Source organism: Rhodococcus sp. SJ-3 (assembly GCF_051918125.1).
Classification (GTDB): Bacteria; Actinomycetota; Actinomycetes; order Mycobacteriales; family Mycobacteriaceae; genus Rhodococcus.
Genome location: NZ_CM123306.1, coordinates 4,100,417 through 4,126,646, shown reverse-complemented (window position 1 = coordinate 4,126,646; position 26,230 = coordinate 4,100,417). Strand labels below are relative to the sequence as shown.

Sequence of the window (26,230 nt, the reverse complement as noted above, 5' to 3'; positions counted from 1 at the left end):
CATCGAGAGGGTCAGACGGCAGGAGCGCTGCGTTGGGCTTCGCGTCCGAGCGAGTAGAGAGGGCGTGCATTGCCGGGAAGAGCGATCTCGCCATCGGCGAGACGGCGGCGGAGGTAGACGAAACTCTGGGCGGTCTGTGCGAACAAGTGCTCGCCCGCTCGCACACCGTCGTACCGCGGACCGTCTTCACCGACGAATCGATCCAGGGGTTCGACCCACGTGTCGTAGTCGACATTGAAGAAGAGCGGGAACGAGTACCGCTCTTCGGCTACCTTACGCACCCGATGTGACGTCGCTGTAAAGATTCCGTTGGTCCAAATCTCCAGTAGATCACCGATGTTCAGCACGAACGCGTCGTCGCGGTACGGAACGTCGATCCAGGTGCCCTCGGCGTTGACGACCTGCAGTCCCGGCGCTGTGGGCAGCAGGAGCGTGAACACCTCGTAGTCGGTGTGGGCACCGATACCCGGCCGGTCGTCGGCGCTCGGGTCGTGCGGATAGTGGATCATCCGCAGCTGTGCGGGCGGGGTGATGACATATCGATCGAAGAGATCCGGCGGCTCGCCCAAGGTTTCGGCGAAGGCGCGCAGGACGACTCGGCCCAGACCGAAGATCGCGTCGTAGTAAGCGGTGACGGGGCCGGCGAAGTTGTCGAGCGCGGGCCACTGATTGGGTCCGAGCAACGGATTGCCCGCGAGATAGTCCGGGTCGTCGGCCGGGAGATCGATCGAAAGGTCGTAGGCCTCTTTGTGGTCGGGGGTGGCTCCCGCGAACACTTCCTCCCCTGCCGGGACGTATCCGCGGTGGTTGGTGGAATTACCGATGTACACGGACATTTTCGTGCCGTCCGGTTCCGCGAAGAAGCGCTCGGCTGCGTCCTTCAGTTCGTCGATCAGGGTGCGATCGATTCCGTGACCGATGATCTGAGCGAAGCCCACCTCGCGTGCTGCTCGGCCGAGTTCGTCGACCACGGCCTCGCGTCCATCCGCGCCGACGATGAGAGCGGTGACGTCGATGACCGGGATACTGGTGAAGGTCACGTGATTCTCCTGGAGTCGGGGTCGAGTCGCTGCCAGCTCCGTACGACGGGATTCCCGTCGACGTCGTGGTCGCAAGTGACGATCCGGTCGCGGAACACCGGATCAAGGTGTGCGCCTGACCGATACGGGAGACTGGAGGCGGTGATGATCCACTGCTCGCCGCGCACAACGCCGAGCGCGATCTCACAGTCGAAGAGGTCTTGTGCCGCGCGCAGGCCGGCGGCTCCGCGGATCTGCTCGAGCAAGGGACCGTCGAGCACATGGGTACGGCCCCGGGCGAATGCGAAGTCACCGCCCACGCGCACGAGGACTCCGGGTGCACCGGTGTCGAGGTCCTCGAGCAGGTACTCGTCGATGTCCTGTGAGTTGGCCGCGATCCGCCAGTGTTCGATGTAGTCCTCGAACATGCCTTGCTCGACGAGGGTGACGTGATCGAGCGCATTCAGAGCACCGGCGTCCGGTGTCGCTCCTACCGGGTGCAGCGCGACCGTGCGGCCCCATTCGACGTGGTCGCCGTTGTCGAACAGTGGGCCGGCGAATCCGTCCTGCTCGGCCAGCACGAGGAGGTCTTCGATACCCAGGGCGCGAAGCGCGGGTGCCTCGATCTTCGGTAGCGCAGCGGGCTGTCGGAGATCGCAGTACAGTGCGCGTCCTTGTAGCCAGGTGACACGAGTCGTCGTATCGTCGGAATGCTCCGGTCTCCTCAGGAGGGTGCGCTCGAAACGGGTTCCCGACAGCGACGTAGCGACGGTCACGCGCCGCCTTCCTTCCACCGTGCACGCTCCTGCGCGAACGCCACGGACTGGATGCGCTGGAAAGTGTCGATCGACTCGGTGTTGTCCACCAGGAACTTACGGTGTTCGGCGAGGGAGAAAGTCCCGTCGGTGATCTCCACTCCCCCACCGCGACCCGCGGCGAGGTCGGCGCGCAGGTCGAGCAGTTCCTCGGGATCGACGGGGTACCAGGAGATCCGGTCGAAGAAGCGCAGAAGCCACGGTGTGCCGTCCTCGAACGGACCGGCTTGTTGTGGATGCCGGTGGTTCCACACCTGTGTGGTGCGTCCGACGAATTGGTAGCCGCCCGGGCCTTCCATTCCGTAGATGCACAGATACGCGCCGCCGATCCCGACCGCGTTCTCCGGAGTCCAGGTACGTGCGGGGTTGTACTTCGTGGTGACGAGTCGGTGCCGCGGGTCGAGCGGGGTCGCGACCGGCGCACCGAGGTAGACGTCGCCGAGCCCGAGCACCATGTACTCGGCGGCGAAGACGGTGTCGAACACGTCGGCAACACCATCGAGGCCGTTCATGCGGCGGATGAACTCGATGTTCCACGGGCACCACGGCGCATCGGAACGCACCCCGTGCATGTAGCGCTGGATGGCTTCGCGCGTCGCAGGATCGTCCCACGACAGCGGCAGCCGCACGTGCCTGCTGGGTACCTCGAGTTCATCGCTGTCGCCGAGGGTGTCCTCGACGTCCGCGAGGTGCCGGAGCAAGGCCTTCACGGGCAGCACATCAGGGTCGACCTTGACCTGCAGCGATCGGATGCCCGGGGTGAGTTCGAGCAGGCCGCGGGGGCGGTCGGCATCGAGCCGCTGGTGCAGCGCATGGATGCGGGCACGCAGACCCAGGTCGAGGGCCATGTCGCCGTATTCGACGAGCACGTTGTCGTCGCCGCTGCGCCGGTAGGTGACGGCGGTGTGGCCGTCGCGGCGGGCGAGCACGCCGTCGTCGCCATCTCCGCCACTGGAGGTGACCAGCGACAACCCTGCGCGACGCGCGGTTCCGAGTGCACGGCGCGATGCGACGCGCTCCGCCCGCACCGGCACGAACCGGATCGTGTTGCCGGGGGCGAGCTGGCCGAGCTTCCAACGGTCGGCGGACGCCACGGTCACCGGGCACACGAAGCCGCCGAGGCTCGGGCCGTCGGGCCCGAGGAGGATCGGGGTGTCACCGGTGAAATCCAGTGCACCGACGGAGTAGGCGTTGTCGTGGATGTTCGAGGGGTGCAATCCGGCCTCACCGCCGTCGGTGCGGGCCCATTCCGGTACCGGGCCGACGAGCCGGACGCCGGTGCGGTCGGAGTTGAAGTGCACCTCATAGTCGGTGGCGTAGAGGGTGTCGATGTCGGCACGGGTGAAGAACTCGGGTGCGCCGTGCGGGCCCTCCGTGACGGCGATCCGCCAGCGCGTCGCGAGGGCCGGGATGTGCTCGGAGGGCACTGCGGCGCTCTGGGCCGACGGGATGTCACCGACGACCAGCACGTCTCCGTCGCGGAGTGCGCGACCCTCGTGACCACCGAAGGTCCCGAGGGTGAAGGTAGCTGTGCTGCCGAGGAACTCGGGGACATCGAGGCCGCCGGCCACGAGTACGTAGACACGCAGGCCCGGCCCCTCGATCGTTCCGACGTCGAGCAATCCGCCCGCCGGAACCGTGACGGGCCGCCACTGTGGCACGATCTCACCGTCGATGCGCACCGTGACCGGAGCACCCGTCACGCACACCACGGTGTCCTCGGTGAAGCGCAGGGCCGGACCGGCCATTGCGGATTCGAGGCCGGATGTGCCCTCGTCGTTTCCGAGAGCGGTGTTGCCGAGGCGGAACGACAGGTCGTCCATCGGTCCGGAGGGCGGCACACCGATCTGCCAGTAGCCGGCGCGACCCGGGTAGTCCTGGACGGTGGTGAGCATTCCGGGGCGCTCGACAGTGATCTTCGTGGTCATGGCTCACACCCCCTGTGGTCGCGTGACGATCATCCGGACGGGTGTGGGATCGAAACCGTTGCACGGGTTGTTGATCTGCGGGCAGTTGGAGACGAGCACCAGCACGTCGCGGTCGGCCCTGATGGCGAGACGCTTGCCGGGGGCGGACAGGCCGTCGACGATGCCGAGCGTGCCATCTGCTTCCACCGGAACATTCATGAAGAAGTTGATGTTGGAGACCAGATCTCGCTTGCCGAGGCCCCACTCGGCGCCTTCGATCAGGAAGTTCTCGACACACGCGTGCTGATGCTTGGTGTGGTGCCCGTAGCGGAGTGTGTTGGATTCCTGCGAGCAGGCACCGCCGACGGTGTCGTGGTTGCCGACCTCGTCGCCGACGAGAGTCATGAGCGGTTCGCCCTCGGCGTCACGGAGTACCGATCCGGTGGTGAGGAACAGGTTGCCCTGCCCCGCAACGGTTGCGGCGGCGCTGTACCGCGAGGCGGTGTCGTGAGCGTCGTAGATGAGGGTGTCGACGGCCTGGTTGCCGAGGAGATCGACGATGGTCAGCACGTCACCTGCGGCAACAACCGTCGACCATGGGCCACGGAGCGCGACGGTCTCGTCGAGCACAACGCTTCCGGGGATGAGCGCAGCAGTATCGTCGGTGGTGGTCATGGGTCAGTTCTCCATTTCGGAATGAGCCGCGGCCCAGGCGTCTTCGGTGTTGAGCACCGCGCGGTGGTACTCGGGTTCGGCTGTGTCGACCGAGTCGAGTTCGCCGGCGGCGCGCCATGCGGTCACTTCGAGTGGGGTCGTGACGAACTCGGGGTTCGGGTCGAGCGGGTGTGCGGTGTTGGCGATGAGCACGACAACCGGGAGGTGGACGAGCAGGTCGACATACGCACCGGCGCCGGCGGTTCCGGTGCTGGTGAGCCCACCGTCGTCCTCGACACGGATGCCGTGGAAGAACGACAGCGACGGTGGAAGATCTCGGGGCTGCAGGTCGTGCTTGGCTGCGGCGACCTTGAACAGTTCACGTCCTGCGGGTGACGACGAATGCAGCGCCCCGGCGCCGTATCGCGCGGTGTTTCCCGCCGCGTGGCTTGTACCGCACAGTGCGTCGTGGTGTCCGGACGAGTCGGCGACGACGGTCGCGAGTACGCGTCCCTGATCCGAGAGCAGTGGATGCCCGGTGCCGAGGTAGGCCTGCCACGGCACCTTGACGGTATCGGCGACGTTGAGCCTCTCGTGGGGTGCGTCGGCACGGAAGAGCAGTAGATGAGCACATGCGGCGCCATCGAGATCACGCAGACGCAGGCGGGTGCCGCGGGCAACGACCTTGCTCGTGTAGCGGCCGCCCGGCACGGTCTCGGCCCAGGTCATCGATACACGTCGCCCGTTGGGCGGGGTGGGCCACGCCGACGCTGGCACAACAGGCATGCCGTCGGAGACGGTTCCGGCCTGAGCGCGTGCATGGGTTCGGGCGGCGTGCGTCGTGGCTGTCGCGAGGGTCTCGGTCATGGCGCTCCGATTCGTGGCGGACGGGGTAACTGTCGGTTGACAGTTTTCAAGGCCCGCATCTTCGGAGGATGTCCCCGACGTAACGAGTATGTGGCCGATGTTTCGGCTGGATGACGTAATGTTCACACACCGATCGGGTTGGGTGGCAACGTCACTCGCTGTGCCATGGTGGTGATGTGACCAGAGCAGGGCCGGGCCGACCCCGGCTGACAAACGCCAGGCGTCCCGGCAACACTGCCCGCGCAGAAATCCTCGACGCCGCCGCAGAGCTGTTCAGTACGCGAGGTTTCGCAACCACCACGACGCGACAGATCGCCGATGCCGTCGGAATGAGACAGGCCTCGCTCTACAACCATTTCGCGACGAAGAACGACATCCTCGCCACGCTCCTCGATGCCACGATTGCTCCGACCGTCGAGTTCGACGAGAGCCTCGACGACTCCACGCCGGCCGCAGTGCTGTTGTGCGCACTCGCATGGTTCGACGCCGCGCAGCTGTGCGCTGGACGGTGGAATCTCGGCGCGCTGTACATGCTTCCGGAGGTCCGCAGCGAAGTGTTCGAGACCTTCCGGCAGAGCCGTCTACGACTTGCACGTCGCTATCGCGACCTCGCCGTCGAGGTGCTGGGCGGAGGAGCTGACGTTGCCTGCGATCCACGCGCCGAGCTACCGTTCCGGCTCGTGGAGTCGGTCATCGACATCCGCGCCGACCGGCAGATGGACACGGCGATCGACGCTCAGCTTCCCGAAACTCTGGCGATCGCGGCGCTGACCGTGCTCGGGCAGCGCCCCGAGGACGTGGTGGATCAGGCGTGGGCGCTCATGATCGGTGTCGCTGCCGACTCGTTCGGCACGTGGAGTCTCCGGGAATAGCTCACTGCCGGTTGGACGAGGTGTCGGGCGGTGTGCGATCGGCGCCCTCGAGCACCGTCACGTTGTGTTTCTGCGAACCCGGACCGACATGGGACTCCGCCCGCATGCGATCCGACATGTGCGGGTAGTGCAGCTCGAACGCCGGGCGTTCCGACCGGATACGCGGCAGTTCCGTGAAGTTGTGGCGCGGCGGCGGGCACGTGGTGGCCCATTCGAGTGAATTGCCGTAACCCCACGGGTCGTCGACGGTGACGACCTGCCCGTAGCGGTAGCTCTTGAACACGTTCCACACGAACGGCAGCGTGGACGCACCGAGGACGAATGCGCCGATTGTGGAGACCGTGTTGAGCGTCGTGAAGCCGTCGGAGGGCAGGTAGTCGGCGTACCGGCGGGGCATGCCCTCGTTACCGAGCCAGTGCTGCACGAGGAAGGTGGTGTGAAAGCCGATGAATGTCAACCAGAAATGCCACTTGCCGAGGCGTTCGTCCAGCATGCGTCCTGTCATCTTCGGGAACCAGAAGTAGATGCCGGAGTACGTCGCGAAGACGATCGTGCCGAACAGCACGTAGTGGAAGTGCGCTACCACGAAGTAGGTGTCGTGCACGTGGAAGTCCAGGGGCGGAGAGGCCAGAATGATACCGGTCAGACCACCGAACAGGAACGTGATGAGAAAGCCGAGGGCGAACAGCATCGGCGTCTCGAACGTGATCTGCCCTTTCCACAACGTGCCGATCCAGTTGAAGAACTTCACCCCGGTCGGCACCGCGATGAGGAAGGTCATGAACGAGAAGTACGGCAGCAACACCGCCCCGGTCGCATACATGTGGTGCGCCCACACCGCGACCGACAGAGCGGCGATCGCGATGGTCGCGTAGACCAGCCCCGAGTATCCGAAGACAGGTTTGCGGCTGAAGACCGGGAAGACCTCGGTGACGATCCCGAAGAACGGCAACGCCACGACATACACCTCGGGATGCCCGAAGAACCAGAACAGGTGCTGATAGAGCAGCACACCACCGGTCGCGGGATCGTAAATGTGGGCACCGAGGAGCCGGTCGGCCAGTCCTCCCATGAACGCCGCGGTCAGCAGGGGAAACACCAGCAGGATCAGGATCATCGTGATGAAGATGTTCCACGTGAAGATCGGCATCCGGAACATGGTCATACCCGGTGCCCGCATGCACACCACGGTGGTGATCATGTTGACGCCACCGAGAATCGTGCCGAGGCCGGTGACCGCGAGGCCGGCGAACCACAGATTGGCACCCACCCCCGGTGCGTGGATCGCGTTGGCGAGCGGCATGTACGAGGTCCAACCGAAATCAGGGCCGCCACCGGGGGTGATCAGACTGAACAGGACGACCAACGCCCCGAAGAGGAACAGCCAGTAGCTGAACGCGTTCAATCGTGGAAATGCGACGTCGGGTGCGCCGATCTGCAGCGGGAGGATGTAGTTGGCGAAGCCGAACACGATGGGTGTCGCATAGAGCAGCAGCATGATGCCGCCGTGCATGGTGAACAGCTGGTTGTACTGCTCGTTCGACAGGAATTGCAGTCCCGGCACGGCGAGTTCGGTGCGCATCAGCATCGCCATGAGCCCACCCGCAAGGAAAAAAGCGAAAGCGGTGACGATGTACATGATCCCGAGCGTTTTCGGGTCGGTCGTCGTGATCAGGTTGTAGAGTACTGCCCCCTTACGGGCGCGGCGCTTGGGATACGGCCTTACTGCTCGAGCCTCCACCACCACCGGATTCATGGACGAACCTCCAAGACGACCGCGGCGCCGACGTGCGGCATTCCCCCGGTACCCGCCCTCGGCACGCCTGACTCTCCGGGACAGGCCGGTAGCCACGAGCGTAGACCTCGCTGCCGGAACTGGGGTCGGAATGATGGTCGGTGGTCGACATTTCGATACACCAACCATCATCTCGGGCACCGACGTCAGGCGTGCTCGAATCCCGGGAGGCGCGACGGCGTCTCGACCACCGAGTATTCCGACGCGTCCCCCTGCACGACGCGACTTTCGGTTCCGTCGACCCCCACTGGCAAGTCACCCGCGAGCGTGATGCGGTGCAGGCGACGGGTGTGACCGCCGAAGTCGGCGATGCCGTAGTGCTGAGTGGCACGGATGTCCCAGATCGCGACATCACCCGGAGACCAGGCCCAGCGGAAGGTGTTCTCGAGCTTCGTAACTCGTGCTTGCAAGAGCTGCAGGAGCGCGGCCGTCTCGGATGACTTCAACCCCACGAACTCCTTGACGAAGTGTCCGAGGAGCAACGAGCGTTCCCCCGTCTGCGGGTGGACACGGACGACGGGATGGATCGTCTCGTAGGTGTTGCGCCGGAACTCCTCCTGATACTGGTTGCGCTCATCGACAAGCGTCGAACTTCCGGCGTCGAATTTCTCCGCATAGTCGTACAGGTTCGTGTGCAGTGCCCACAGATTGTCGACCAACGACCTGAGCGCATCGGGAAGCTGTTCGTAGGCGGCAGTCGTCGACGCCCACGTCGTTGCGCCTCCATACGGCGGGATGGTGACAGCCCTCAGGATCGAGGCCTTCGGAATGCGATCGACGAAGCTGACGTCGGTATGCCAACTGTTCGCGGCGCCTTCGATGGGGAGCAGGCGTGTCCCCTTCGAATGGACCGTAGGGTGCGACTGCGTCTGTGTGCCGAGGAGTCCCGCGAATGCCCACTGGGACTCGTCGTCGAGATGTTGCTGCTCCTGGAAGACGATCGTTTTGTTCGCGGCCAGTGCGTACCGGATGGCCTCGACCGTCTCCGGCGACAGGGCGCCGGATAGTTTCACGCCATCGATCCGGGCGCCGATGTGCTCTCCGAGCTTGGTGACCACGATGCCGCCTGCGCGATAGGTGTCGTCCGGTGTGGCTGTCCGGCGTTCGAGTTCACTGAGGGTCATGTGGGGCTCCTGGGTCGTAGTCGAATGTCTGCGCAAAGGCTTCCAACGCGACTGCGACAAGTCGACGGTTTCGCTCATTCGGATCCGAACCCCACCGTCGGCACCCCGGTAGCATCATTTCCCATGCGAACCTCGGTGAGTGTCCTCCTCGCAACCACCGCGATCATCCTGGCACCAGCGGCAACCGCAGCGGCGGCGCCCGCACCGATCGTCGACGGCAACGGGGCCATCGTCGCTCCGAGTTCGACGGCGATCTCTTTCGCACACACCCCGTCGGGTGCACGCGCAGGAACTACGAACGAGCACGAATCCCGCGCCGGGGTCTCCATTGTCAAGTTGTACATTGCCGAATACGTTGTCCGACACGGAGATCCGGACGACCAGACGGACGCCGTCGAAATGATCCGCGCGTCGGACGATGCCATCGCAGACCGCCTGTACGCGAAGTATCCCCAGTCGATCTCCACAACGGTCGCCGAGTTCGGTCTCGCCGATACCCACGTGCCCGGCTACTGGGGATTCGGAACGACCTCCACACACGACATGGTGACCTACCTCGAGACGAAGAAGCGCACCGATCCCGGCTCGCCCGTCCTCGCCGCGATGGCCTCTGCCCATGAGACTGCAGCCGACGGCTACCCACAGAACTTCGGTACCGCGCTGCTCGCAGGAGTGATCGGCACCAAGTGGGGCTGGAGCGACGACCGCGCATTCCACGCGTCCGCGTCCTTCGGACCCGATTTCTCCGTCGCCGCCTCGGTATACGGGTCGGCCCACCAGTTGACGGAGAACGTCCTCGGCGCGTTCACCGAGGGCGAAGCCTCCCCCGCCGAACACGGAACTCCACTCGCGGACTGCCCCGCCGTCGCGTGGCTCGCAGGCGACCCGACCCTGGGTGCGCCCGCGCAAGCGCTGCTCGACACGGTGCCCCCGCAGCACACCGCCGCATTCTGCGGAGTGTGACGCCTACTCCGCCGCCCGTACGTACGGTGGAGCATATGAGCACCACATGGCAGAATCCTGACTCCGTCTCGCTCATGCTCGACGACTGCGCGACGTGGGCAGTGGTCGGCCTGTCGGGCGACCCCAACCGGACCGCGTATCGCATCGCGAAGCTTCTGCGCGAGCGCGGGAAGCGCGTTGTGCCCATCCACCCGACCGCTCCGAAGGTCTTCGGCGAGCAGGGTTACCCGACCCTCGCCGACGTACCGTTCCCCATCGACGTCGTCGATGTGTTCCGCAGGTCCGACGCCGCGGGCGAATTCGCCGATCAGGCCGTCTCGATCGGCGCGAAAGGGGTGTGGTTCCAGCTCGGGGTGATCGACGAGGACGCCTTCGCGCGGACGACCGACGCCGGTGTCGCGATGGTCATGGACACCTGCCCTGCCATCGAGTGGGGCACGCAGAACAGGAACTGAGTGCGCTACCCGCTGCGCGACAGATAATTTCCGAGGGACGCACCCGACTGATCGTCGAGACGCCAGAAGGTCCAGCCGTCATATTCGGCGTCGTCGTCGCTGACGAACTTCGTGACTGCGTTCGCAGCTGTGGTCGGGTGCCCGAATCGGCGGCCTTCCATGGGGCCGCGGGTGATCTCGACGTTGCTGTTGTCCGAGTCGAAGCGCGCGTGGATCCGATATCCGCCGAAGTCCGACACGATCGCGGTTCTGGGGTCGACGAACTCGGGTTCCGCCACGGGCTTGGTAGTCTTCGCGGGCTTGGCTCGCGGCCGCAACACCTCTTTACGATGTTGAGAATCGCGAACCCGGTTGAGATTGAGCAGATCCCATCGGTCGTGCCCGTGCGCGACGCTGCTCATCGGGATGGGGTGACTGCCGGTGGGAACTCGGCCGGGACGCTCGGCGAGCCACAGTTCGACGTCGGCCGCGATCCCGGATTCCACCTCGTCGGATTCGACCATGTAGAACTGCGGAGAGTCTGTCGCGAGGTCGACGAACACCCAGTACGACGAACCCGTGGGGTCGCTCCCCGGTGTGCCGTCCTGCCTGCGTGCCATCCACTGCCCCCTGCTGGTCGACCGCACCCGGACGACGCAGCTGCGCCCGTCCACCCCCTTCACCCGCACCGCACGAGAGCCCTTCAGCTGTGTGGCACTTCCGCCTCGCTGAACGACATCGGCGACGAACGCCCGGACGCCCCTGTCGGCTGACTCTTCCATGGACCAACCATACGGTTACGTACCGGATGTCGGAAAGCCCCCATACCGGTCACCGAAAGGCATCACCTTTGGTCGACAACGCCTTGACGCGGTCGACGATCCGTTCTTGCAGCTTGGACGGAGTACGCCACCGCATCGCGAGCTTGTCGTAGTCCATCGCGTGCTCGGCGATGATGTCCTTCAACCGGTCGGCATCGAGCGGAGCGAGCCGGTCGCGCAGGCCCGCTTCTCCCCCATCACGGAACGCTTCGAAAGGGTCGAACAGACCGGGCGCACGCTTGGCTCGTCCGGCCGAGGCTTTCCGGACCGGGGCTTGCCTACGCGCCGGAGCCGCGGCCACTTCTGCGGTGACAGGCCTGAGCACACCTGCGATGGCGTCGGCGAATCGTTGGTTACGTGCGGCTTCGTCTGCGATCACCCGAACGAGGGCGACGAGGGATTCCGCCGCGGTCGGCGCGGCACCGTTGAGGCGCAGCAGCGCGGCGCTCGCCTCACCGATCTGAACCCGCAACCGGGCGTCGGACACGTCGTCACGCGCACCACGGTCGCCTTCGCGACCACGTGGGCTCACAAGTACACCTGCGCATTCATCAGTATCGTCTCGGTGAGCATGCGTAGGGCATCGAACTGTCCTGCACCACCGTATTTGCGCTTGAGGGTGCCGTAGGGAACGAACTCCGCGGACGCGGCGATCTGGTTCGCTTCGGGAATCCATGCGGGAACGACGCTGGCGATCGTGTCGTCGCGTTGAAGCTGCTCGATGATGGTGCGATGCAGGCTCGATGCGCTGCGGTACTTGGTGATGACCAGGCCCAGCTCACGGATCGAATGACCGGTACGGTCCGAGAATCTCGCCACCCGCTTCTGCAACTGCGGGATCCCGTACGTGGACAGGATGTCCGGAATCGTGGGGACGATGTAGCCGTCAGCGACGCGGAGTCCGTTGAGGGTGAGCATCCCGAGGTTGGGCGGGCAGTCGACGAGGATGTAGTCGTAATCGTCGGCGATCGGGTCGAGTGCGTCGCGCAGGACCTCGATGGGCCGATGGGATCGGGGATCGGCGTATTGCTGAAAGCTCAGGCCTTCCTGGATCTCCATGAGGTCCAGTGAGGACGAGAGCAGGTCGACGCCGCGTACCGCTTTCACGGACGACACATCTTTCTGAAGCGACTTCTCGAGATCGAATGCGTCGGCCTCCGGCTCCACCGCACGCCGGAAGAGCGCGGCAAGGGTACGGCCGAGTTCGTTGAGTTCCCGCCACCTCTCCTCCCCGACCATCATCGTCGTGAGGTTGGTCTGTGGATCGAGATCCACGAGCAGAACCTTCTGCCCGAACTCGGCCGCCATGAACTCACCCAGTGCGGCCGTCGTCGTGGTCTTGCCGACGCCGCCCTTCAGGTTGATTGTCGCAATAACCCGCGCCACCAGCGCACTCCTCCGGAACGAATTGCTACACGTCGCTGCAGCAAACTACACCGGAAGGCGGACAAAGGCGACGCGGAGTCCGCTCAGTGCCCCTGCGACTCCACCGCGACGCGCTCGTAATCCGCAATCGCCTGGTCGCGGCCCACCATCGAGTCTGCAGTCGCATATCCCGACAGCGATACCGCCGGCTTGTGGTCGATCACGGCGCTTACGACCTCACCACCCGAGGTGAACACGATAATCCCCTTGGCTTCGTCGCCGGGGAGTTCTTCCCACACCACGCCCTCGGTGCCGAGCGCGCGATTGATCTCACTCATCAGCAGTGGCGCACTGAAGTAGTACATCCGGTCCCACGAGTCGCTGTCGAGCCCACCCGCCTCCACCACCTCACCGAGGCTCCGCTGCTGTCCCGAGGTGAGAACCGAGTCGAACTCCGACTCCATTTTCGGATCATCGACCACGGTCACGGTGCCTCCGGAGCCGCAACCGACCAACATCGCCGCTGCCACACCGCCGAGTGCGACCGATTTCCAACCCCTGAGAAATGTCACTTTTGCCCCTCGCGTCACTTTTGTCCCCCCATCGGAACGCGACGGACGCTAACACCGAAACAAGCAGTTGATCAGTGGTGCAGCTCACTATTATCGAAGGCGGATCCGACCTATATACGACACGTAATTCGACGTTGTGGTCATTCACAAGCCCTCGCGTCAATCCTTTGCCGTCAGCTCCGCAATGTCGCCGAGGAGCGCGGATTGCAGCACACCGATCGACTCTGCGGCACCTCCGAATTGATCGCCGACGAAGTTCGTATTGTCGGTCGAGAGTTCGCGTGCCCCGGAGCGTCCGATGAGGTCGTCGATCCGGTCGTCGAGGCTTGCTGCTCGCTGCGCAACTTCGACCATGGCCATTCGACCGTCGGCGAACCCGAGGAGATCCCCGATCCGAGCGAGCGCCGCAACTCGGTCGAGAAGCTGTTCCCAGACGGTGTCCAGCGCCGCGATCCGCGACTCGAGGCCCGACCGCGCTGCGGGCGCAGCACTGATCGCGTCGTCCAATTCGGTGAGCAGGCCCCGCAGTGCGATTACATCGGTGGCGATCTGGGTGAGCTCGTCGGTGAGGTTCAGCTGTGATCGCTGCACGGCGAGGTGTTCCGAATGCCACGCCGGCGACGACTCGATCCGGTCGTACAGTGCCCCCGCGAGAAACAGAAGGGTGTCGTAGCGGTCGACGAAGCGATCGGCCTCGTCGGGCATCTGCCTGGCGAGCACCTCGGCCGCGCGACGCCCTGCATCCGCCGCGATCGTGCGCTCGGACCACCGGCTCACCCGGTCGCTTGCGACAGTGAGCACCGCGTCGCGGGCCCGATCCACCCCGGTCGCCGGGATCGGGGCCGGCGTGCGCTGCAACGCCCGGAACAACGCCTCACGCTGGTCGAGCTCGAGATGAATACCGTCGCGACGTTCACGACGCACGGCGCGCACCCCCTGCGCGTAGTGAGCCGACGAATGCACGATGGACTGCCGCGCGGCGCGGATACGCTTGTCGATCTCACTCGCGCGATGCTCGAACACCATCCTGGACAGACCGGGACGCTGCACTGCAGCACGAGCGGCGGCCCTCTCCCGCTCTTCGGTGAGGAGGCGAAGCTCTCCGAACCCACCGATGTCCGGAATCCGGCGCGCGAGACTCCGACGAACGGCGAGGACCGACCTTGCGGACTCATCGAGGTAACCGGATGCGATCGCGACAGCGGCGTCGTCGGACAAGGGGTCGTGATGGCCTTCGATGCGGCACTGTTCGCACCACCGTCGAACCTGGGCGGCGATGCGCTCGCGGCGTTCAGGCTGGGACTCGAACTCCCCGGGAATGTTCGAGTGGTCGGGCTCGGTCATGGTGCCCCTCCTCGGAGATCGTCGACCTCCACTGTTCCAGAATTCACCGACGCCGTCCGGCACAGCGGTATCCCCAGACTCGACCCAGGGTCTCCGCGGGACTCGGAGGGGCAGCGCATGTGTCCGCGGCGGCCGACAGATGACCCCGATGATCTGCGGTGATCGATGTCACACGAGAAATCTCCGAAAGGCGGGTACTTTCCCTCCCCCGGAGCCGCGCCGGACACCCCACGTATCCGAAATACGTTGTCCCACAAGGCTATTTCCCATCCGCGCTGGCCGGCATTTCGACCCGCTTCGAAGTTACCCGCCGGTGTTACCCCACGGTACAGCTCGCGACACCCCCTTTCGGACGGCACCGGGACGCCTCGCCTACCCCGGGAACCCGTGCCCCGCAACGCCTCCCATCGGTACCGTGAGCGCAGGCAACCGCTCCCGGTCACCGAACATCAAAACGTGACAAACCCTCATGTTTCCTCCATGCTGTTATCCGGACGGATCACCCGAAGCAGGGGGCGTTGTCACAGCGACAACCGCGGGCTTCACGCACGATCCGTCCGAACCGCCCAACGGCGCCCTGGGGCAGGGACCACGGGGCCGGGACCGACACGCATGCCCACGCCAACCACGAGGAGCCGACCGATACATGTTCACCAGCCGCGTTATCAACCCGTGACGCGGGACGAGCATTCGGTCGACACCGCTTCCTCGAACGGGGTTGAGCTTCGACGAGCGCGGTATGCGCACAACCATGGAGAACGGTGGCAACGAGTATGTTCAAACGGATCGCAGTGGTCAATCGGGGTGAGGCGGCCGTCCGCCTCATCCGGGCAGTCCGGGAGCTGAACTCCGAGCACAACTACGACATCACAACGATCGCGCTGCACACCGAGGCCGAGCGGCGCGCCATGTTCGTCCGTCAAGCCGACGAAGGTGTCACCCTCCGGCCGTCCACGACGGCCGCAACGCCCTACCTCGACTACGTCGAGCTCGAGCGCGCGCTGACCGAAGCGAAGGCCGACGCAGTGTGGGTCGGCTGGGGCTTCGTCGCCGAGGACCCCACCTTCGCCGACGTGTGCGCCCGGCTGAACATCACTTTCATCGGCCCGTCTTCCGACGCGATGCGTCTGCTCGGCGACAAGGTCGAGGCAAAACTGCTCGCAGAGAAGGTCGGCGTTCCCGTCGCTCCGTGGTCGGGCGGCCCCGTCGAGAACCGCGCCGATGCGCGCCGTCACGCCCAGGCCATCGGCTACCCGCTGATCATCAAGGCCCGTTCCGGTGGCGGCGGACGCGGCATCCGCAAGGTCTACTCCGAGGACGAACTCGAACTCGCTCTCGAGCGCACCCAGGGTGAAGCCGAGCGCTCGTTCGGTGACCCGGTCGTGTTCATCGAGCGTCTCGTCACCGATGCCCGCCACGTCGAGGTCCAGGTCATCGCCGACAACCACGGCAACGTCTGGGCGCCCGGCGTGCGCGACTGCTCGATCCAGCGCAAGAACCAGAAAGTCATCGAGGAGTCCGCCTCCCCGTTGCTCACCAAGGAGCAGGCCGACGAGCTGCGGAAGGTCTCGGCCGACCTGGTCCGCGCCGCGGCCTACAGCGGCGCCGGCACAGTCGAGTACCTGTACCAGCCCGACCTGAAGATCTTCACCTTCCTCGAGGTCAACACCCGTCTGCAGGTCGAGCACCCGATCACCGAGGCGACCACCGGAATCGACCTGGTCAAGCTGCAGATCTTGGTCGCCTCCGGCGAGAAGCTCCCCGGCGACTGCCCGCCCGAGTTCGGCCACGCGGTCGAGGCCCGCCTGAACGCCGAGGACGCCGACAACGGCTTCGCTCCCGCGCCCGGCACCGTGCAACTGCTCAAGTTCCCGCTCGGTTCAGGTCTGCGAGTCGACACCGGAATCGCCCAGGGCGACGTGATCCCGCCCGACTACGACTCGATGGTCGCCAAGATCATCGCGTGGGGCCGCGACCGCGACGAAGCCCTCGCCCGTCTCCGTACGGCGCTCCGCGAGACCACCGTCGTCCTCGACGGCGGGACCACCACCAAATCGTTCCTCCTCGACCTGCTGGGCCGCGAAGAGGTCATCGAGGCCAGTGCCGATACCGGCTGGCTCGACCGCACCGGCGCAGGCACCGCCACCGGGCCGACGAAGGTCGCCGACATCGCGCTTCTCGCGACCGCAGTCGACGTGTACGACGCCGACGAGGCCCGCGCCCGCGCCGGCTTCCTCGCTTCGGCACGCGGTGGCCGCCCCCGCGCCGGCCAGACCGGAACCCGCAAGATCGAACTGAGCTACCAGGGACAGGGCTACGAGCTGCTCGTCGGGCAGATCGGTCCGCACCGGTACCGGATCGGTGCTGGCGACTCCGAACTCGAGGTCGACATCGAGCGACTCGGCGAGTACGAAACACGCCTCACACTCGACGGAAAGCGCCACAACGTCGTCTCGATCGCGGGGCCCGCACACTTCCTCGTCGAGGTCGACGGCATCAGCCACCAGATCAGTCAGGACGAAGCCGGTGTCGTGCGCACGCCCGCTCCGGCCGTCGTGGTCGCTGTGCCCGTTGCCGTGGGCGACGAGGTCGAGGCCGGTCAGACCCTCGTTGTCCTCGAATCCATGAAGATGGAGACCGCGGTCCGTGCACCGTTTGCGGGTAAGGTCCGCGAGATCCTCGCGGTCGTCAACGGCCAGGTCGATGCCGGCGCTCCGCTGCTGCGCGTCGATCAGATTGCCGAGGAGGCCACGACCGCGGTGGCCGAGCGGGTGGAGTTCCCCACCGCCGCGCCCGCGTTGACCGACGACGCCGTGGCCGACGCCCACGCTCGCCTCGATCGACTCGAAGCTCTGATCACCGGCTACGACGTATCGGCCGAGCGCACCGCAACACTGCTCGGCGAGTATGAGCAGCTCACTGCGAAGGCCGCGTCGTGCGACCTGGTGCGTGCCGAACTCGCACTGCTCACCACCTTCGCCGACGTCTGCGAACTGTCGCGCAACCGTCCGACGCAGGACGAGGAGAACAGCGACGACAAGGTCCACAGTCCTCGCGAGTTCTTCCACGGGTACCTGCAGTCGCTCGATGTCGAGGTCGGCGGGTTGCCGGAAAGCTTCCGCGGACGTCTTTCGCGGGCACTGCGTCACTACGACGTCACCGAACTCGAGCGCACCCCCGAACTCGAAGAGGCCGTCTACCGGCTGTTCTGCGCGCAAGAACGCATCGAAGCGCAGATCCCTGTGGTATCGGCGCTCCTCGACCGCTGGCTCGAGCACGGCACCGGTGAGTCCGGTGTGTCGAGCGAACTCAACGAAGTTCTCGACCGTCTCATCGTTGCCACTCAGGTCCGCTTCCCCGTCATCGGTGACACCGCCCGCAACTTGCGCTACCGCTTCTTCGAAGAGCCTGTGATCCGCAAGGCTCGCGAGCAGGTGTACGACGGGGTGCGCGGTTCGCTCGCGTATCTCTCCGAGCACGAGAACTCTGCCGACTACGCGGAGCGGATCGAGGCACTGGTGGCAACGCCGGAGCCCCTCATCGATCTGCTCGCGCAACAGATTTCGCGCCCCGAGTCGGTTCCCGGCCCGCTGCTCGAGGTGATCACGCGGCGCGCGTACAAGATCCGCACCCTCGAAGACGTGGAGTCGAATGTTCGCGACGGACGCCAGTTCGTCACCGGCAACTTCGACCTGCGCGGTACCCGGCTGTACCTGATCTCGGCCGAGGCCGAGCATTCCGATCTCGCCGCGCTGCTCGATTCCGTCGAGGCGGCCGCGAAGCCACTGCCGAGCACCGAGAACCTCGTCATCGATCTCTACCTGGCATGGCACGACGCTCCAAGCGATGCCGATGCGCAGGCACAGGCACTGCACGCCGTGCTGGCCGCAAGGCCGGTCGTCGCGACCGCGCGTCGTGTGACGGTCACGGTGTGCCACACCGACAATGCCGAGGAGCACGTCTTCACGTTCAGGCCCTACGAGACGGGTTACGCGGAGGAGACCAACATCCGCGACATCCATCCGCTCACCGGTCAGCGCCTCGACCTGTGGCGCCTGAAGAACTTCGACGGCAAGAGACTCCCCGCGAACCCGGATACGTACCTGTATCACATTGTTTCGCAGGACAACCCGTCCGACGAGCGGTTCATCGCCCTTGCCGAGGTGCGGGATCTGACACCGCAGCGCGACGAGTCCGGCGCGATCGCGGGCCTGCCCGCATTCGAGCGGGCACTCGCGAGTTCGCTCGACGGCATGCGGCGCGCGCAGGCCGCCCGCGGTGGTCGTCGTCTCGACGCCAATCGTGTCGTGCTGTTCGTCTGGCCCGTCGTGGACCTGACATTCGACGAACTGCGCCGGACCGCGCAGAACGCCGCCCCGCTCACCGTCGGTGCCGGACTCGAGGAGATCACCGTCATCGGTTGGCTGCGCGAGAACCCGGAGCAGCCCGCGCGTGAGGTGGCGCTGCGATTCTCGTACCGCTCGGGTGCCGGTGTGGTCGTGGGCCTCACCGATCCGCCGAAGGAGCCGCTCAAGCCCCTCGACGAGTACACCCAGAAGGTGCAACGCTCCCGCGCCCGCAACACCGTGTACCCGTACGAACTGATTCCGCTGCTCACCGGTAAGGGCGGCAGCTTCGTCGAGTACGACTTCGACGAGTCCGGCCGGTTCGTTGCGGTGGATCGCCCGTACGGTCGCAACAAGGCAGGACTGATCGTCGGTGTCGTGACCACCGCAACCGAGCTGTACCCGGAGGGTATGACTCGTGTCGCGATGTTCGGCGACCCGACCAAGGCGCTCGGTACCGTCGCGGAGGCAGAATGCTCACGCGTGGTCGCCGCCGTCGACCTCGCCGAGAAGCTCGGTGCCCCCGTCGAGTGGTTCGCGCTGTCGTCCGGTGCGACGATTTCCATGGACTCCGGTACCGAGAACATGGACTGGGTCTCGCGGGCACTGCGCCGCATCATCACGTTCACGCAGGACGGCGGCGAGATCAACGTTGTGGTCACGGGCATCAACGTCGGTGCGCAGCCGTACTGGAACGCCGAGGCGACCATGCTCATGCACACCAAGGGCATCCTCGTGATGACACCCGACAGTGCGATGGTGCTCACCGGTAAGCAGTCGCTGGACTACTCCGGTGGCGTGTCTGCCGAGGACAACTTCGGTATCGGTGGCTACGACCGCGTCATGGGCCCCAACGGCCAGGCGCAGTACTGGGCCCCGAACCTTTCCGCCGCGATCGAGGTGCTCTTCGGGCACTACGCTCACGCGTACATCGCGCCGGGCGAGCGGTTTCCCCGTAAGGCGGAGTCGACCGATCCGGTCGACCGCGACGTGCGCGTATACCCGCACGTCCACCCGTCGAGCGACTTCACCACCGTCGGCGACATCTTCTCGTCGGAGACCAACCCGGATCGGAAGAAGCCGTTCGACATCCGCACGGTGATGCGTGCCGTCGTCGACCAGGACCACGCCGTACTCGAGCGCTGGGCCGATATGGCGGACGCCGACACCTCGGTCGTGTTCGATGCCCACCTCGGCGGCCATGCGGTCTCCGTCATCGGCATCGAGTCACGGGCAATCGCCCGTAAGGGCTGGTTCCCGACGGATGGTCCGGACCAGTGGACCTCGGGCACACTGTTCCCGAAGTCGTCGAAGAAGACTGCGCGCGCGATCAACGCAGCGAGCGGTAACCGTCCGCTCGTGGTGCTCGCGAATCTGTCGGGCTTCGACGGCTCGCCGGAGTCGCTGCGCAATGTGCAGCTCGAGAACGGCGCCGAGATCGGACGGGCGATCGTCAACTTCGACGGCCCCATCGTGTTCGTCGTCGTCTCCCGCTACCACGGCGGCGCGTTCGTCGTGTTCTCCGGAGCACTCAACGAGAACATGGAAGTGCTCGCGGTCGAGGGCTCGTTCGCTTCGGTACTCGGTGGTGCGCCCGCCGCGGCCGTGGTGTTCACCCGCGACGTGAACAAGCGCACGGCGAACGACTCGCGCATCGTCGAGCTCGAAGCCCAGATGGCGGCGGCAGAGGACGGCGAGAAGGCACGCCTCGGAGTCGAACTCGCGTCGCTGCGGACATCCGTCCGCTCCGAGAAGCTCGGTGAGGTCGCCGCAGAGTTCGAAGCGATCCACAATATCCAGCGCGCCCAGCGTGTCGGCTCGGTGGATGCGATCGTGCCTGCCGCCGAGTTGCGTCCGCAGATCATCGCGGCGCTGGAGCGGGGTATTGCGCGGACCCTCGCGTAACCACCCGTAGAACGTTCGAAGCCCCGCACCGGATTTCAGGTGCGGGGCTTCGTCGTAGTTCCTAGTCGTCCCAGTCGTCGTCCCGGTCGTCGTGATCGTCATCCCGGTCGTCGTGATCGTCGTCGGCGAGGTCGTCGCACCGGTCGTCCCACTCGTCGTAGAAGTCCTCGACGTAATCGGGGACCGTGTCGTCCCAATCGTCGAACCACGCGTGACAGGTGCTGGTATCGATGAACGGGATTCCGGGCGGTAGAGCGCTCGCCAGGTCTGCGGAGCCTGTTGTTCCGTGCACAGTCGCGATCGCGGTGCTCGATGTCGTCGACGGGGCCGGTCCGGTCGAGGAGGGATCGGCGACGGTCGAGATCGTGTAGGTCGAGGTCGATGCGGAAGGCGCGGCCTCGTTCGAGTTCGAAAGCACGAAACCGGCTGTTCCGGCTGCGGCCGCGGTCGTCAGTGCTGCGGCTGCCCACCAGGTGCGGCTCAGGGCCATGGTCTTCTCCTTCGCAAGGGGTGTTCCGTTCGGTGCACCCTTACTCTGGAGACCCACGATGAGACGTCCATGAGGCGAAGATGACGATTTCTTCATCTCAGTCGAGGGTGCGGATCCATTCGATGAGAGCGCGTGCGACTTCGTGCGGGACCTCGGGGATCAGCGCGTGACCGCTGCCGGGGATGAGGACGGTTGCAACCAGGTCTGCACCGAACTCGTCGATCAGCTCCGAACGGGTCCCGGCCGGGCGGAACACATCGCCTTCCGCCTGCACGTCCAGCAACGGGGACGAGGCTATCGGCCACCACGTTTCCTTCTCGGTCGCCGCCATGGCGGCACGCTGGGCAACGATCGCGTCGGGCCACCAGCCATCGAGCCACACCGACGGGTCGTGTCCCTCCGCGAAGAACACCTCACCCAGGTGGACGAGGCGTTCGGCGTCGGGCAACGCCGAGTCGGAACACTTCGCCACTCGCTCGGTCAGCGACGCGGGGAACCGGCGTGCGCCTGCAGCCAGCACGGCGACTCCTCTGACCAGTTCAGGGCGATCCACTGCCAGCACCCGTGCTACGTAGTGGCCGAACGCGTGCCCGGCAAGGACCGCGGGCCCCGTGTCGAGCATCGTGAGCACATCCGCCACATCACGGGCGAGGTCGTGCAGATCCAAGTCGTCCAGAGGTCCGCCACTCGCGCCGACGCCCCGAGGCTGAGGACGCACGGCGCAATACCCTGCGTCCGACAGGTCTTGCGCGATCGGATCGAATTCATAGGAGTCCCGGCCGAGGGAAGGCAACAAGACCACTGCCGGACCCGCGCCGTTCACCAGCACTTCGAGTTCTGTTCGGCCTGTACGAATCATCTGAGTCTGCGTCACGCGGACATCATCTCAGTCGGCCTACCCGGGACGGCAGCAAGATATAGTTCTTCGCCACACCGTAAACCTGCCTGTGCCCAACATCACACCGGGGCGACAGTGGAGCTCCGCCCTATTCGAGGCCCTTTCATCACGAGTGCTGAAATCGGTTCCCTGACACTGAGTGCAATCAAATTGTGCACTGCATGCCATTCTGGCGCACCACACTGATTGGACCTCTATTTCGTTTTATGCCAATGCATTTCACCACATAGGCCAACACGATCAAGATCGTCTCGATTTATTCCCGATCGGACCTGACTACGGAGTAAGACTGTGCGCCACAGTATTTTCCGAATCCGCTCGCATCAGCACCGAACGGAAGGGCTACGGACAAACAGTCTGTTCGTACTCCGGAGTAAGTACCAGCTTTCAAGCATAATACGTTGCACCCCAATTGATTCCGGTCCATATGACGATCAGGCGCACCGAACGGCAGCGATACATTCCACATGACAATCCCCGGGAAGTGCTGCATCATTGAATGCGCAGGGAGTTAACGAGCAGGGGCGCTCGAAACGCAACGCGAAGCAGGGGAATCTCGCAATCGCGCACCACCACAAGACCATCGGGCATACGCAGCCCCGAAGGGCACGTCGCCGTGCCTGACGCGACCGCCGCCAGTCAGAGGAGACGACAATGACCAGCACCGCCGAACCCACCACGAAACTCGTCCAGGGCAACAAGCTCCGCGGACGCGTCGCGTTCGTCACCGGTGGAACCCGGGGCATCGGTGCCGCTATCAGCCGTAGCCTCGCCGCTCAGGGAGCGACAGTCGCAGCGGGATACGGACGCAACACCTCGCAGGCCGACCAGTTCCTCGCGGAGATGAAGACCAATGCTCGCGACGACGTGACGCACTCCGTGCACAAGGGCGATGTCGCCAGCGCCGACGATTGCCGTCGGACGATCGACGAGGTCATTGCCGAGCACGGCCGTCTCGACATCCTGATCAACAATGCCGGCATCACGATCGATCGCACGGTGCTCAAGATGGAAGACGAGGACTGGGACAAGGTCATCTCCGTCAACCTCTCCGGTGCGTTCTACCTGGCCCAGGCCGCGCTTCGCCACATGCTCGAGCGCGGCACCGGCCGTATCGTCAACGTCTCTTCGGTCATCGGTGAAACGGGCAACATCGGCCAGGCCAACTATGCAGCCTCCAAGGCCGGCCTCTTCGGCCTCACCAAGACACTCGCCAAGGAAGCCACCTTCCACCTGGGCAAAGCGGGCCTACTGACCCCCGACAGCATCGGCGTCACCGTCAACACTGTCACCCCGGGCTTCGTCGCCACCGAAATGGTCGAATCCATCCCGGAGAAGGTCCTCGGTCGTATCACCGACAGCATCCCGGTGAAGCGTCTCGCGAATCCCCACGAGGTCGCCCGCGTCGTCCATTTCCTCGCCGCCGATGACTCCTCCTACATCACCGGTCAGGTGTGGGGTGTCAACGGCGGACTCGACATGTGACCGCTCGCTCCACATCCAGCCCACATACCACTGAACGGTCTCATTTCAGATGCAGTCTTTCGAGCTCAACCGGCATGGCAAGATCGTCTTCCCATCCAATTTCTTTCCCGATCTCGACTTCTCGGCATTCACCAGTATCGAACACCTCGACTCGGTGATCCGTCGTGATTTCGACACGAAGGCCCCCTCGGTCTCCGAAATCCTCTCGCGCAGCGCTCAAGGCGTCTACAAAACCAAGTTCGAACTCATGCGAGACATGGCACTGAGCGGATTCTGGGCGAATCGGTTCGCGCTCACCATGTTCGACAAGAAACCGACGCGCTGGTCCGATGTCCCGCGCAACCGCGACGGCATCTACATGCCCACGCTCACACCGTGGCCCGATGCCGCAGAGCGTATGGCTGCCGTCCAGTCCGCCTACCGCGAACTGCCAGCTGCGTGGAACGAATCGGCCGAGGACCTGATCTTCGCTCGCCTGTTCAACGTCTTCGGCTCGCGGCGGCACATTGCCGGATCACTGCCCACCGTCAAGCCGACGGTCGAACAGCTTCTCGCCGACCCGGACAACATGACGCTCCGGATCGGCAACCACGATCCGAACTACCCGATCTACACGTACGACGAGATCCTCGACAGCAGCGAAGATGTCGCCGAACTCGAGGCCCTCGGCCGGTGGTCGATGGTGCTGCACAACCAGCACCCATACAACCGCAACGAACTCGAGGTCGTGAAGGTCAAGGATCTGAGAGACGACGACTACGTTGTGGTCTTCACGCCCCGTGATCGTGAAGTCCAGCGCTTCATCACCCGAGCGACATCCGGCAAGACCCGCAAGGGCGTGAGCTACACGAGCCCCGCTCCCATCGCCCCGTCGAAGCCCTATCCGGCAGTGGACGTGAACGCGGAGTTCACCATCCGTCCTCGCATCGACTCCCTCGCGGTCGCGCACGGAGACATCGTCTGCACGAACGACGACCTGATCCGCAACACCGCCTACAACTGGTCGCCGATGACGGCCGGTTCCATCGCACAGAAGACCGGAATCGAGCAGCGCCGCTATACCTCCGGCACGTTCGAAGACCTCGCTCTGTCGGCAGCCAAGCAAGCCGTCGAGCACGCGAGCGTAGGTCCGGAGGATATCGGCGCGGTGATCGTGTGCACCTGCACGAGCGGACGGTTGATTCCGTCGCTCGCGACGTGGATCTCGGGCGAGCTCGGCATCGCACAGACCCACGCGTCGTTCGATCTCATCGCGGCCTGCGCGGGCCTGCCTTACGGTCTTGCCGAGGCAACCCGCATCCTGCAGCAGGTCAAGCGGCCCGTACTGGTGGTGTGCGTCGAGAAGTTCTCCGACAAGATCGGCAACGTGCGCCCGTCGCGCATGATCTTCGGTGACGGTGCCGCGGCGATCGTCGTGTCGCCCGCCGACGAAGGCGCCGAGGGCGATATCGAGTACTTCAACAGCTATGCGAGTGGACCGACGAGCGAAGTCAATTCGATCATCTGGCCCAACCCGGACTTCGACAACTTCATCACCGTCTACGGTCCCGAGGTCAAGTCGCTCGCCGGCCGCTACCTGGCGCAGATGCTCGACGAGATCAACGAACTGCCCGCACCGGCCGGTGAGAAGGGGTCGCTCCTCGACAATATCGACCTGATCGTGCCGCACCAGGCGAACAAGACGATGATCATCGAGCTTGCTGCGAACGCGGGATTGTCGGCGGATCGTCTGTACTTCAACATCGAGCAGGTCGGTAACGCGTCGTCGGCGAGCATCCCGCTCGCGATCCACGACGCCGTCCGCGACGGCGTCATCGACAAGCCGGTGCGCATCTTCGCACCCGGGTTCGGTGCCGGTGCTGTTGCCGGATACACCGTGATGCGCATCGACCCGAAGGTGGTCGCTCCGTTCCGTTCAGCGGAAGAGCACGCGGCGATCGACCCCACTCAGGGGAAACCGTCGCCATCCGACGTCGAACTGGCATTCAACTAGAAGATCCATTTTGTGCCGATCGTCCCGTTCGCAACGTTTCTTGCGGACGGGACGATACCCATTCGAGGCCACATCCATGGATGGCCCCGAGTGATTTCGAAAGGCACAACCAATGAAGATCCGGCGTCTTACTGCCGCAGCACTGAGCTGCCTGGCGCTGACGGTCGCTGCTCCAGCGACCGCGAATGCGTTCACCCTGGTCGATCTACTCCCCACCGGCGTAGCCGACCTGATCCCCAGCGGATCATGGAACCCGTTCGCACCTCCGGCACCGCTGGCTCCTCCTGCTCCCCCGGAGCCACAAACCCCGCCCGCTCCCCCGCAGCCGGCACCGCAGCAGTCGGGACCGGCGCCCGCACCGCGTTCGGCTCCGAGTGGCGGATTCAAGAACTGCACCGAGGCGTGGAACGCCGGGGCGGCTCCCGTCTACCGCGATGATCCGGGTTACGCACCGCGCCTGGACCGTGACAACGACGGCATCGGCTGCGAGCGGGATCCGCGCTAGCATCCGAACACGACGAGAGGCCCTTCGATGGAGGGCCTCTCGTCGTCGTTCTGCGT

General features: G+C 65.0%; 21 protein-coding genes. 7 read left to right on the top strand and 14 right to left on the bottom strand.

Going from position 1 to position 26,230, the window contains the following annotated elements; translation table 11 throughout:
• Positions 1–11 precede the first annotated feature (11 nt).
• Genes ACTDXD_RS19240 through ACTDXD_RS19220 form a run of 5 tightly spaced genes read right to left on the bottom strand, consistent with a single transcriptional unit; the run spans position 12 to position 5,262 of the window.
• Entirely contained in the window at positions 12–1,040 is a 1,029-nt protein-coding gene (locus tag ACTDXD_RS19240; RefSeq protein WP_440123870.1) for an isopenicillin N synthase family dioxygenase, read from the bottom strand.
• Positions 1,037–1,795 carry a hypothetical protein gene (locus ACTDXD_RS19235; protein WP_440123869.1) on the bottom strand — a complete coding sequence of 253 codons (759 nt, stop codon included), beginning with the start codon at positions 1,793–1,795 and terminating at the stop codon, positions 1,037–1,039. Before ACTDXD_RS19235 ends, ACTDXD_RS19240 begins: the two co-directional genes overlap by 4 nt.
• A complete protein-coding gene (locus ACTDXD_RS19230; RefSeq protein ID WP_440123868.1) occupies positions 1,792–3,762 on the bottom strand; it encodes a 5-oxoprolinase/urea amidolyase family protein in 1,971 nt (656 codons plus the stop codon). Before ACTDXD_RS19230 ends, ACTDXD_RS19235 begins: the two co-directional genes overlap by 4 nt.
• A 3-nt stretch (positions 3,763–3,765) precedes the next feature.
• Positions 3,766–4,416, bottom strand: a complete 651-nt coding sequence (locus tag ACTDXD_RS19225; RefSeq protein WP_440123867.1) for an urea amidolyase associated protein UAAP2 — start codon at positions 4,414–4,416, stop codon at positions 3,766–3,768.
• Between the two features lie 3 nt (positions 4,417–4,419).
• Complete coding sequence (locus ACTDXD_RS19220; RefSeq protein ID WP_440123866.1) at positions 4,420–5,262, bottom strand: urea amidolyase associated protein UAAP1; 843 nt, start codon at positions 5,260–5,262, stop codon at positions 4,420–4,422.
• A gap of 176 nt (positions 5,263–5,438) precedes the next feature.
• On the opposite strand from ACTDXD_RS19220, the gene ACTDXD_RS19215 reads away from it, so the two are divergent.
• Entirely contained in the window at positions 5,439–6,134 is a 696-nt protein-coding gene (locus ACTDXD_RS19215; RefSeq protein ID WP_440123865.1) for a TetR/AcrR family transcriptional regulator, read from the top strand.
• 1 nt (position 6,135) lies between these two features.
• On the opposite strand, the gene ctaD is transcribed toward ACTDXD_RS19215, so the two are convergent.
• Both ctaD and ACTDXD_RS19205 read right to left on the bottom strand, forming a co-directional pair.
• Positions 6,136–7,890 (bottom strand): aa3-type cytochrome oxidase subunit I, encoded by a 1,755-nt coding sequence (ctaD, locus tag ACTDXD_RS19210; protein WP_440123864.1) that lies wholly within the window; start codon positions 7,888–7,890, stop codon positions 6,136–6,138.
• Between the two features lie 185 nt (positions 7,891–8,075).
• Positions 8,076–9,053, bottom strand: coding sequence for a TauD/TfdA dioxygenase family protein (locus ACTDXD_RS19205; protein WP_440123863.1), 978 nt, complete (start codon positions 9,051–9,053; stop codon positions 8,076–8,078).
• A gap of 123 nt (positions 9,054–9,176) precedes the next feature.
• On the opposite strand from ACTDXD_RS19205, the gene ACTDXD_RS19200 reads away from it, so the two are divergent.
• Together ACTDXD_RS19200 and ACTDXD_RS19195 are read left to right on the top strand one after the other, a co-directional pair.
• Complete coding sequence (locus ACTDXD_RS19200; protein WP_440123862.1) at positions 9,177–10,016, top strand: hypothetical protein; 840 nt, start codon at positions 9,177–9,179, stop codon at positions 10,014–10,016.
• A gap of 35 nt (positions 10,017–10,051) precedes the next feature.
• Positions 10,052–10,471, top strand: a complete 420-nt coding sequence (locus ACTDXD_RS19195; RefSeq protein WP_440123861.1) for a CoA-binding protein — start codon at positions 10,052–10,054, stop codon at positions 10,469–10,471.
• 5 nt (positions 10,472–10,476) lie between these two features.
• On the opposite strand, the gene ACTDXD_RS19190 is transcribed toward ACTDXD_RS19195, so the two are convergent.
• The 5 genes from ACTDXD_RS19190 to ACTDXD_RS19170 all read right to left on the bottom strand — a co-directional run bounded on the left by ACTDXD_RS19190 (position 10,477) and on the right by ACTDXD_RS19170 (position 14,552).
• Complete coding sequence (locus ACTDXD_RS19190; RefSeq protein WP_440123860.1) at positions 10,477–11,232, bottom strand: hypothetical protein; 756 nt, start codon at positions 11,230–11,232, stop codon at positions 10,477–10,479.
• Positions 11,233–11,281: 49 nt separating this feature from the next.
• Entirely contained in the window at positions 11,282–11,803 is a 522-nt protein-coding gene (locus ACTDXD_RS19185; protein WP_440123859.1) for a hypothetical protein, read from the bottom strand.
• Entirely contained in the window at positions 11,800–12,657 is an 858-nt protein-coding gene (locus ACTDXD_RS19180) for a ParA family protein (RefSeq protein WP_440123858.1), read from the bottom strand. Before ACTDXD_RS19180 ends, ACTDXD_RS19185 begins: the two co-directional genes overlap by 4 nt.
• 83 nt (positions 12,658–12,740) lie before the next feature.
• Positions 12,741–13,208: a hypothetical protein gene (locus ACTDXD_RS19175; RefSeq protein WP_440123857.1), complete on the bottom strand. Its 468-nt coding sequence runs from the start codon at positions 13,206–13,208 to the stop codon at positions 12,741–12,743.
• 159 nt (positions 13,209–13,367) lie between these two features.
• Positions 13,368–14,552: a hypothetical protein gene (locus ACTDXD_RS19170; RefSeq protein WP_440123856.1), complete on the bottom strand. Its 1,185-nt coding sequence runs from the start codon at positions 14,550–14,552 to the stop codon at positions 13,368–13,370.
• Between the two features lie 773 nt (positions 14,553–15,325).
• Between ACTDXD_RS19170 and ACTDXD_RS19165 the strand changes: the two genes are divergently transcribed.
• Positions 15,326–20,803, top strand: coding sequence for an ATP-binding protein (locus ACTDXD_RS19165; RefSeq protein WP_440127707.1), 5,478 nt, complete (start codon positions 15,326–15,328; stop codon positions 20,801–20,803).
• 61 nt (positions 20,804–20,864) lie between these two features.
• On the opposite strand, the gene ACTDXD_RS19160 is transcribed toward ACTDXD_RS19165, so the two are convergent.
• Both ACTDXD_RS19160 and ACTDXD_RS19155 read right to left on the bottom strand, forming a co-directional pair.
• On the bottom strand, positions 20,865–21,293 hold the full coding sequence (locus tag ACTDXD_RS19160) for a hypothetical protein (protein ID WP_440123855.1): 429 nt from the start codon (positions 21,291–21,293) through the stop codon (positions 20,865–20,867).
• 97 nt (positions 21,294–21,390) lie between these two features.
• Entirely contained in the window at positions 21,391–22,152 is a 762-nt protein-coding gene (locus tag ACTDXD_RS19155; RefSeq protein ID WP_440127706.1) for an alpha/beta fold hydrolase, read from the bottom strand.
• A 693-nt stretch (positions 22,153–22,845) separates the two neighbouring features.
• On the opposite strand from ACTDXD_RS19155, the gene ACTDXD_RS19150 reads away from it, so the two are divergent.
• From ACTDXD_RS19150 to ACTDXD_RS19140, 3 genes are all read left to right on the top strand, one after another.
• On the top strand, positions 22,846–23,676 hold the full coding sequence (locus tag ACTDXD_RS19150) for a beta-ketoacyl-ACP reductase (RefSeq protein WP_440123854.1): 831 nt from the start codon (positions 22,846–22,848) through the stop codon (positions 23,674–23,676).
• A gap of 49 nt (positions 23,677–23,725) precedes the next feature.
• On the top strand, positions 23,726–25,669 hold the full coding sequence (locus ACTDXD_RS19145; RefSeq protein ID WP_440123853.1) for a ketoacyl-ACP synthase III: 1,944 nt from the start codon (positions 23,726–23,728) through the stop codon (positions 25,667–25,669).
• 112 nt (positions 25,670–25,781) lie between these two features.
• Complete coding sequence (locus tag ACTDXD_RS19140; RefSeq protein WP_440123852.1) at positions 25,782–26,174, top strand: excalibur calcium-binding domain-containing protein; 393 nt, start codon at positions 25,782–25,784, stop codon at positions 26,172–26,174.
• The last annotated feature ends 56 nt before the right edge of the window (positions 26,175–26,230 follow it).